The sequence below is a fragment of the Paraburkholderia sp. LEh10 genome (genome assembly GCF_017814945.1).
In the GTDB taxonomy this organism is placed as follows: Bacteria; Pseudomonadota; Gammaproteobacteria; order Burkholderiales; family Burkholderiaceae; genus Paraburkholderia.
The window spans coordinates 1-8,545 of the sequence record NZ_JAGIPX010000132.1; the positions used below are offsets into that span (position 1 = coordinate 1).

General features: G+C 59.8%; 6 protein-coding genes and 3 pseudogenes. 5 read left to right on the forward strand and 4 right to left on the reverse strand.

What is annotated here, in order from left to right:
• Positions 1-535: 535 nt before the first annotated feature.
• Positions 536-1,851 (forward strand): annotated as a pseudogene (locus tag J8I87_RS42520) (IS701 family transposase).
• Positions 1,852-2,001: 150 nt separating this feature from the next.
• Positions 2,002-2,759, forward strand: a protein-coding gene (locus tag J8I87_RS42525; RefSeq protein ID WP_209938560.1) for an IS5 family transposase whose coding sequence is annotated in 2 segments (ribosomal slippage) — positions 2,002-2,317 and positions 2,317-2,759 — 759 coding nt in all. Because the reading frame shifts where the segments join, the coding sequence is not laid out codon by codon here.
• A gap of 124 nt (positions 2,760-2,883) precedes the next feature.
• Here J8I87_RS42525 and J8I87_RS45495 read toward each other — a convergent pair.
• The 3 genes and pseudogenes from J8I87_RS45495 to J8I87_RS42535 all read right to left on the reverse strand — a co-directional run.
• Positions 2,884-3,125, reverse strand: a pseudogene (locus J8I87_RS45495) (ISKra4 family transposase); the annotation flags it as partial.
• A gap of 386 nt (positions 3,126-3,511) precedes the next feature.
• The gene (locus J8I87_RS42530; RefSeq protein ID WP_245254587.1) at positions 3,512-4,219 is read right to left on the reverse strand and encodes an RES domain-containing protein; all 708 of its coding nucleotides are present in this window, start codon (positions 4,217-4,219) and stop codon (positions 3,512-3,514) included.
• A gap of 12 nt (positions 4,220-4,231) precedes the next feature.
• The gene (locus tag J8I87_RS42535) at positions 4,232-4,915 is read right to left on the reverse strand and encodes a hypothetical protein (protein ID WP_209938562.1); all 684 of its coding nucleotides are present in this window, start codon (positions 4,913-4,915) and stop codon (positions 4,232-4,234) included.
• 98 nt (positions 4,916-5,013) lie between these two features.
• On the opposite strand from J8I87_RS42535, the gene J8I87_RS42540 reads away from it, so the two are divergent.
• Positions 5,014-5,241 (forward strand): hypothetical protein, encoded by a 228-nt coding sequence (locus tag J8I87_RS42540; protein WP_209938564.1) that lies wholly within the window; start codon positions 5,014-5,016, stop codon positions 5,239-5,241.
• Between the two features lie 769 nt (positions 5,242-6,010).
• Entirely contained in the window at positions 6,011-6,346 is a 336-nt protein-coding gene (locus J8I87_RS42545; protein WP_245254588.1) for a hypothetical protein, read from the forward strand.
• Positions 6,347-6,361: 15 nt separating this feature from the next.
• Here J8I87_RS42545 and J8I87_RS42550 read toward each other — a convergent pair whose 3' ends face one another.
• Positions 6,362-7,897 (reverse strand): transposase, encoded by a 1,536-nt coding sequence (locus J8I87_RS42550; RefSeq protein ID WP_245254589.1) that lies wholly within the window; start codon positions 7,895-7,897, stop codon positions 6,362-6,364.
• 113 nt (positions 7,898-8,010) lie between these two features.
• On the opposite strand from J8I87_RS42550, the pseudogene J8I87_RS42555 reads away from it, so the two are divergent.
• Positions 8,011-8,364: pseudogene (locus J8I87_RS42555) on the forward strand (transposase); the annotation flags it as partial.
• Between the last annotated feature and the right edge of the window lie 181 nt (positions 8,365-8,545).

Sequence of the window (8,545 nt, forward strand, 5' to 3'; positions counted from 1 at the left end):
GACCATCTCCCCTACGGTACTGAAGTTTCGGCGAAATCGAGAGCACTCGCTACTACGGGGATTCTCGGGCGGATACGTCCGTTTAGCGCCCGCCTCGCCCCCGGTAGCACTCACGACGACGTGCCTCTATACTACAAAGAGGCAACCGGCTACCTACCTTTTGGTTCGAGCCTCACAGCAGCTTTGGCTCGTCTATTCTTACGAGGGTTGTACAGCGGTTCACATACGTTACGCTTGCGGAACTTGCCTTGCCCCCACACCGCACGGCTGCTGGCAGTGTCGATTCCTGCCGTGTCGCCACGGTGAACCGTCTACTGAAGGGTACGTTGTCTCCGAAGCTTCGCACCCGATCGTTACCAATCGCGCACGTCCGGATAGGCAACTGTTGGTCGTACAACAGGTCACATTTCGACAGATCCCGAATGTGACAAGGCAAGATAAGGCTTTGCCGTCAACCACATCGCCGTTTTATGCCCGGCGGACGGCGACACGTGTCGCACGTAGTATTGAATAATACATACTTTGGGCGATCGTGATGAGAGAAGATGTCGAGGAATTTGACGCGTATCTGAATCATCTGGCGCAGGCGTTAGGGCACGCCGATCGCCATGCCGGCCTCAAGGGTTACTGTTCGGGCCTGGTAATGCCGTTGTCACGCAAGAGCGTCGAGCCGATGGCCGCGCATATTGATCCACTTCACGCGAGTGCGAAACACCAATCACTCCACCATTTTGTGGCCAAGGCAGAATGGTCTGACCGGGCGGTCCTGCAGCGGGTACGCGAATGGGTGATGCCCGCGTTAGGCCTGCACGCTGCTGAAGAGGCTGGCTATTACCGGATTATTGACGACACGGGCTTCCCGAAGAAAGGCAAGCATTCGGTCGGCGTAGCGCGGCAATACTGTGGGCAACTGGGCAAACAGGATAATTGCCAGATCGCCGTGAGTCTGTCGATCGCGACGCAACGCGGCAGCCTGCCGATTGCCTGGCAGCTGTATGTCCCCAAGGAATGGATTGACGACCGGGAACGAGCGCGTCATGCGGGCATTCCCGACGATCTCGCCTTCGAGACCAAGCCACAGATTGCGCTGGCCCAACTCCGAGACGCTGTAGCATCCGGCATTGCACCGGGCATCGTGCTCGCCGATGCCGGGTACGGCGACGAAACCGCTTTCCGGGAAAGCGTAACTGAACTGGGTTTGTTGTATGCGGTAGGGACCCGGCCGGGCACCTCTGTGTGGGCGCCCGGTACGGTGCCGCTTCCGCCCAAACCCTGGCGCGGGCGCGGTCAGCCACCGAAATTGCTGCGCCGTGCGCCCGGCCATAAACCGCTCGTGGTGAAGGAACTGGCCATGCAATTACGCATGAACGCTTGGCAAAACGTAACCTGGCGGGAAGGTAGCAATGCAGCACTTTCCTCAGGCTTTGCCGCCGTACGGGTTCGTCCCGCACACCACGACTATTGGCGAAGTACCGTTCGCGACGAAGAGTGGCTGCTAACTGAATGGCCTGATGGCGACACGGAGCCGCTCAAATACTTTCTCACTACCGCCCCCGAAGAGGCGACCCTCGAGCAGCTTGTGTTCGTGACCGAAATGCGCTGGCGCATCGAGCGCGACTATCAGGACCTGAAGCAGGAGTTCGGGCTCGGTCATTATGAAGGGCGAGGCTGGCGTGGCTTTCACCATCACGCCACATTGAGTACCGCTGCGTATGGGTTTCTGATGGCTCAGCGACTCAGAATGCAATCAGATGGACGTGGTAAAAAAACTTCCTTGAACGCGCGCTGCCTGCCCTTCCCTCGGATTACATCCCCAGGGGCAGTCCAGCGCGCTCAACGCCACGTTCCTGATTCCATTACTACGTTGCGCATCCTGCTTGGACAAAGGCTCATGCAACGATGGCTCTCTTCCGCTACGGCAATAGAGCGCGCAACTAATTTTATGACACAGTAGTACTAGGGCCTGTTCACACTAATCATATTTGATCGTATACTTTGGTGATGGAAATCACCGAAGCCCAATATCAGCGGATTGAGCATTGCCTGCCGCGACAGCGCGGCAATGTCAGCCTGACAAACCTGCAGGTGCTCAATGCGATTCTTTATGTGGCCGAGCATGGCTGCAAATGGCGCGGACTGCCCAAGCGCTTTGGCCGATGGCACACGATCTACACGCGAATGAATCGCTGGTCCCGCAACGGCGTGCTGGATCGTGTGTTCACTGAATTGCAGCGTGAGCAGATCGTTCGCATCAGGATCGAGGCGATCTCGCTGGATAGCACGATGGTAAAGGTTCATCCTGATGGCACCGGCGCATTAAAAAAAACGGACCTCAAGCAATCGGAAAATCCCGAGGTGGATGGACCACCAAGATTCATATGGTTGCCGCGGATGCTCGAACAGCCATAACGTTCGCCCTGTCTGCTGGCCAGGCCGGTGATGCGCCAGAGGGGCGAGCCCTGTTGCAAAGCCTTGGCTCACCTAATCGGCCACTGCATCTGCTGATGGACAAGGCGTACGAAGGCGACGAGACGCGACAACTCGCGCTCGACCTGGGTTTCATTCCGGTTGTTCCGCCGAAAAGCAATCGGCTTGAACCGTGGGAATACGATCGCGAAATGTACAAGCGCAGAAACGAAGTGGAACGCCTGTTTCGCCGCCTCAAAGGCTTTCGCCGCATCTTTTCCCGCTTCGACAAATTGGACGTGATGTTCCTCGCGTTCATCAATTTCGCCCTCATTGTCGACGGGCTCAAATAGTGTGAACAGGCCCTAGAGTCCAGACTATCTCGGTCGGACGGAATCGATCTGAGGTATCCGCGAAGCCCGCAGTGATGAGTGGCGGCGATCTGTGGGAGTGGACGAAAAGTCGGGGAGTTTCGGTTCAGCGTCGAACGGCGTCATGCGACCTGAAATGCGGAAAACGCTTCAGGAACAGTGCTCCAATCTACCGTCGAGCAACTCGACGCGAGTCTGCAGCAGGTAATGCGCACCCTTCATGGACTAACGCATCTGTTGTCGCTTTGACAGGCGATGATTGATCAAGTGATTCATGACCGACTTAGCTGATGCTGATGCTGACGATACTCGGCGTCCCTCCATACGAGCGCGCTGATAGTCGACGAGGTCTCGCTGGTTGAGTTACGAGTGAGCGCATTCCGCGTGCACCGTCCGTGACTGCGCTTCTGGCCGCCCTGCAACAGCTCGTCGCACAAGATCAGATCCGCGCTTATGACGCGCTCCGCCGGCCCTGCAGGCACTGCGGCAGGTACCGTCGGATTAAGGCGTCCACTCCCAGTTTTTAAGGGCTTCGACCGCAAGAACACGCCGTAGTTCGACGCGCGTACAGCCCTCGCGCGGCGAGCGAGGCCTTCCTCGACTAGGGGCAGGAGCGCCAACGCAGCATCGCCGTGCTCGGCTTCGAGATCACCCCGACCGCCCAGACACCCTGAAAGACAGCGGCATTTTTAATGTTTCTCAGGAGGTGTCTGGCTCGCTTGGCCACGGATGCTTCACGCCACCGCTGGCGGCGGACCAACCAGCAGCGGGTCGGCCTCCAGGCGCGCGTATTCCTGGCAACTGGCAAAGGGGGTCGTGGTCCATTCGATGCCGGACCGCAGTTCCTCAAGTGCCCGCGATGACAGTGCCACGGCCGTGTACCCTCTATGCCGCCGCGAGGGGTACACAAATCCGTCCGGCCGCGTGACGGGGTCAACGGACTGGATTGTCCGGTCGAGTTGATAGCCGAACCACTGCGACCACTCATAGTCCGGGCTCGACAAGTCGTCATAGATGCCAAGCCTGCTCGATGCCGAGCCATTCAGATTCCAGAGCCTCAGCGAACGCGGAAACTTCAGCTCGGCGATTACCCCGTGCTGGACTGCAAATGTATCGAAATAAAACGTTCCGGTGCGCGTCACGTCGTTCTTGCAGAACTGCGCCTCCCAGATTGCCGTCTCCGCCGCATGGGCCGCGTAGAGCCACCAGAATGGCGGTGTGCCGTCCGGCCGGAATAGCTCAGGCGGCGGACCAAATCGGTAGACACGCTGTACCCTGACGGGCAACACGCTCTCGGGCACATACGCGGCACGGAATAACTGTGCGCTCGTGTCCGGATCCGCGAGCTCGCGGGAAAGTGCCTCCCTCAAAAGCTCTTGCGACGGAATCCGGTTCCGCAGATGCGGGGGTAGTTCGACGATCGGTTCATTCTTATTGGTCATTGCATCAGCCGTTCACTCGGCCATGCCTTTCTCCGACGCCCGAACCAGCGACAATACCCGACGTTGGCGTTCCATCGCGGGCAACTGCAAGAGTCGCAGCTGGCTGGGGTACACCGACGGGCGCGTCTCGAACGGCACGCCAGCCAATATCTCCGCGGGAGACAATTCGTTCAGTTCGTCCTGCGCGGTCACGAAGAAAGCATGCACCTCTGTTCTCAACGATCCTCGAAGCGCGAACAGCACCGGTTGAAGCAGCTCGGGTACCGGCTCAACAAACTGCCACGCCGGAAACTCACGCCCGTTGCTTTGCCCCGCAGGCACGACGCAGTAGAACTTATTCGCTTCAACATAGCGATACAGGCTCGCGAGCGACATGCTGACCTTGCGCTGTTCAATCACGTCCGAGGGTCTCAGATTGGCCACAGGCAACGTGGGCGAGCGGTTTTCCGCGTCTTGGGATTTTTCCAGCGCCAGCATCGTTGCCAGACGTCGCTCAAGAACGTTGCGCACGAGTTCGTGGATCCTGCCAGTCACCAGTTCGGGCGCTTGGCCGCGCAAAGTGCCCTCGACGTCGCATGCAAACAGTTCGGCGACGTCACGAGCCGCTCGCTGTACGTCAAGAGGCGTCCCGCCCGACAGGAAAGCGCGGATCTTGAAGTCAGCCGCAGCATTCCGCTCGTTGATTGCCTGTGCCATGAAACTCTCCTTCATGCGATTTGCGGAGGTGCGCCAAGCGGCGTCATGCGCTTCGCGATGGCCGCCGTACTACCCGTTTCGACGGTAGCCCGTGCGATATGTCGGAGCAGGAATGCGCGGGCCGCAGCGAAGCACTGCGCGAGGTGTCGTCGGCTGGCCACAAGCTCGCGCAACTGCGCCAGACGGTATTCCCGTGCGAGCTCACGGCTATTGACGGCGTCGAAATCTGCCACCAGGTAATCGGCGCCGGTGCAGTTCTTGATCCGAGCAGCGCCGCAGCAACCTGCGCCACTAGCGATTTGCTGGGGCGCGTATCGGTCGGTTGACCAAACAGCAGCGTCCAGACTCGCCAAAAGGCGTCGGGGCTAACAGCGAGCAAGGTGTTTTGACGGTCTGCGGGGCCAACCTTCGCGAGGCTTGACACCGCTTCATTCGATTCAGCGAGCAACTGGTAAAGCAGCAGCCGCGCGGGCCGAGCCTCACGCTCGGCGTATTCGCCGGGTGCGGGCACGGGCGGTGTGACCTGATTCTCAGTCACATCCGCTACGCATCCCCCTATCGCTTCGGACAGATCGCAGTCGGTGTACCACATGGAGCATCTCCCGTTCGGATGTTTCCACGATAAGCTATTTTCGCAGTTTTCGCAATATTATTCTTTGTCGCATTCGTTGCGTTTTTCTCAGGTAAGCCTGCCGTGAACGCATCATTGCCAGAATAGGTTTGCTATCTGTCTATGAGCGTTAGTCTAGGTTGCTGGCGAGTGGCCCCGAAGTACGGCGTTATGGGCGTCCCTCACAGCCCCCGCCAATCGGCGAAACATGGCAGCCTCTGCCCGACTATCGCGCCGTCGTTCGCGCTCAGGGCGTGCGCGTGCGCACGCCCATGAAAGACAGGCATGTTCTGACCACCCGCCGCGACGGATGGTGGATTCAGTTCACACAACTTCTATATCGATACAGGGTTCCAGGGATGAGAAACGCGCAACGATCGTTGAAGGCCGGAAACATGACCTGGTGATCGTGAAGGCCCTGTCTAAGCTCACGGCCTACCGCATGCATGTTCCCAAGTGGGCGGTCGCGCCGACGAGCGGCGCCGGTGCTGGCAGGCATGGCGGCCACGCTAACCGGGCTTATCGCCCTTTATCTCGCACTGGACGTCGACACGGCCGTACGGGAATATCAGCAGATTTCTCCATTGATGCCGCCGGGCACGCTTGTCAGTTGCCAGTTGACCGTCGCCCCTATCGTCGACTTTACAGGCGGGTATCAGAGCAGAAAATGGTCTGCCCTGTGGGAAGATTTCTATTGCGACTGGCGTGGCTGCTGGTTCAACCAGCGCATCGAACCCCCAGCCGGGTTGTCGGTGACGAGGTTATCGCGGCCGGGGCGAAAGGGATTCTCTTCAGGTCACGCCTATCGCCGGATGGAGTAAACCTAAAAACGGCAGTTACCCCGTTGCGATTTGCCGCAAAGAGGGGCGGGGCCGAACCATCTGAAGCGATCTTGATGGGACGATCCGGGCGCAGATGTAGCGCAACAGTTCACGCCAGCGGTCGGTCTTTGGCAATTGCTCCGCGAGGCCTTTGACATGTTCGATCGCCTTGCGGATATTGCCGACCAGCGACCTGATCTGCTGCGTCATCGCGTGCAGCGGCGTCAGGTACAGCTGTGTGCTGCCCGCGTGGCTGGCGCTTCGCCCCACCGCCGCAAGCAGCAGCGGCCGGCTTGTCACCGCCTCGAGCCGGCTTTCGGGATGTGCGGCACGGCAGTACCACGACCACCAGTTGTACACGAGCGCCACGATACGCGCAGTCGTCTGGCAACGTGTGATGTCCTGTGTCGTGAAGCCGCCCAGTCCCCACTGGTTCTTCAGTTCGTCGAAACCGTTCTCGCAGTCACAGCGGTCGCGATACAGCTGTGCGACGGTGTAGAGCGGATACGCCACATCGGTCACCAGCACCGTGTATTCCCACATCTCATGCGCGTCGAGCACCGCGTCGTCCTCGATCGGCAGGCGCAGTTGCGTCGACTCGCGCAGCGCATTGACGGGCTCGTCGTCGCGAATGCGACGGCGCAGCACCACGACGCGACGCGAGCGCGACCAGCCATCGAGTTTCAGTTGCGCTTCGGCGCTCTGCCAGCCCTGCGCATCGGCGAGTGTCCAGTCGGCGCGACTGGCCTGCCGCGCGATCAGGCGTTTGACGTTCCTCGTCTGGCGCAGCCGCAGCAGGTACGGCTGCGTTCGTGCCTCGAGCACGGTCAGGATGCCTTCGTTGCCATACCCGCAATCGCCGCGCACCAGCGCCGGACGGCGATCGGCCAGTTCGTCGAGCAGGCGCGCGAGACCCTCACGTGCATGCGCCGAGGTGTGCTGCTTGCCGGGGCTGACCTGGACATCGAGCACCAGCCGCAGGTTGCCGACCCAGTACGTGTGCAGCGCGTGAGACGGCCGGCCCGGCTTGTGCGGGTTGTAGCTGATTTCCGCGCCTTCCTGCCGCCCATACAGCGGCTTGATGCTCGCATCGATATCGAGCACCCACGGCACGGCCAGCGCCTCACGCACACTGTGCGTCAGCTGCGGGCACAGCCACTGTTCGCTCGTCGGGGCATCAATGCGCTGCATCCCCCGGCGCACCGTGTCCTCACTGACGATGCGTGTCATGCCCAGCGCCTGCGCAGCGACCGCGTCACCGCGCAGCGCCGTCACATGCGCATAACGCCGGTGCCCGGCCAGTGCCGCCAGCACCAGCGTGCCCAGCACGTCGCGTTTGCCCGGCGAATTCGGACTGTGATATTCGAGCGGGCACGATTCGACGAATGCGTCGAATACGCCGGCGGTCGCAAGAAATTCCGTGAAGAACACCAGCTGTCCGTTGGGCGTGGCCTGCGCCTGCGTATCCCAATGCACGTGCATGCGGCCGCCGAGCGTGTCGACCACCATCGGTTCATCGTGTATGGCTTGTGTTATCTGCCCAACTTTCATCGCGCTCAAGGCCCGCTCCCGTTTCACCCATCGGGTGAGTGTGCCAGATTCGCGCGCAGCCCCGACATATGGCTGTCTCCGGCGTTTTTGCGCACCTCAATTGCCGTTTCCAGGTTGAATGGCCTGATGGTGATACGGAGCCGCTCAAATACTTTCTCACTACTGCACCCGAGGAGGCGACCCTCGAGCAGCTTGTGTTCGTGACCAAAATGCGCTGGCGCATCGAGCGCGACTATCAGGACCTTAAGCAGGAGTTCGGGCTCGGTCATTATGAAGGGCGAGGCTGGCGTGGCTTTCACCATCACGCCACATTAAGTATCGCTGCGTATGGGTTTCTGATGGCTCAGCGACTCAGAATGCAATCAGATGGACGTGGTAAAAAAAACCTCCTTGAACGCGCGCTGCCTGCCGTTCCCTCGGATTACATCCCCAGGGGCAGTCCAGCGCGCTCAACGCCACGTTCCTGATTCGATTACTACGTTGCGCATCCTGCTTGGACAAACGCTCATGCAACGATGGCACTCTTCCTGTACAAAAATAGAGCGCGCAACTCACTTTATGACACAGTAGTACTTCTATGGGGCATTGGAAGTCAAGCCCTTTCGCGATCCATTTTTCCGTCAGTTATCTCCCATTCGAGAGCGCGAC

Coding starts and splice junctions, on each gene's coding strand:
- J8I87_RS42530 (WP_245254587.1), bottom strand. CDS start 4,219: ATGACCAATAAGAATGAACCGATCGTCGAACTACCCCCGCATCTGCGG.
- J8I87_RS42535 (WP_209938562.1), bottom strand. CDS start 4,915: ATGGCACAGGCAATCAACGAGCGGAATGCTGCGGCTGACTTCAAGATC.
- J8I87_RS42540 (WP_209938564.1), top strand. CDS start 5,014: ATGTCGGAGCAGGAATGCGCGGGCCGCAGCGAAGCACTGCGCGAGGTG.
- J8I87_RS42550 (WP_245254589.1), bottom strand. CDS start 7,897: ATGAAAGTTGGGCAGATAACACAAGCCATACACGATGAACCGATGGTG.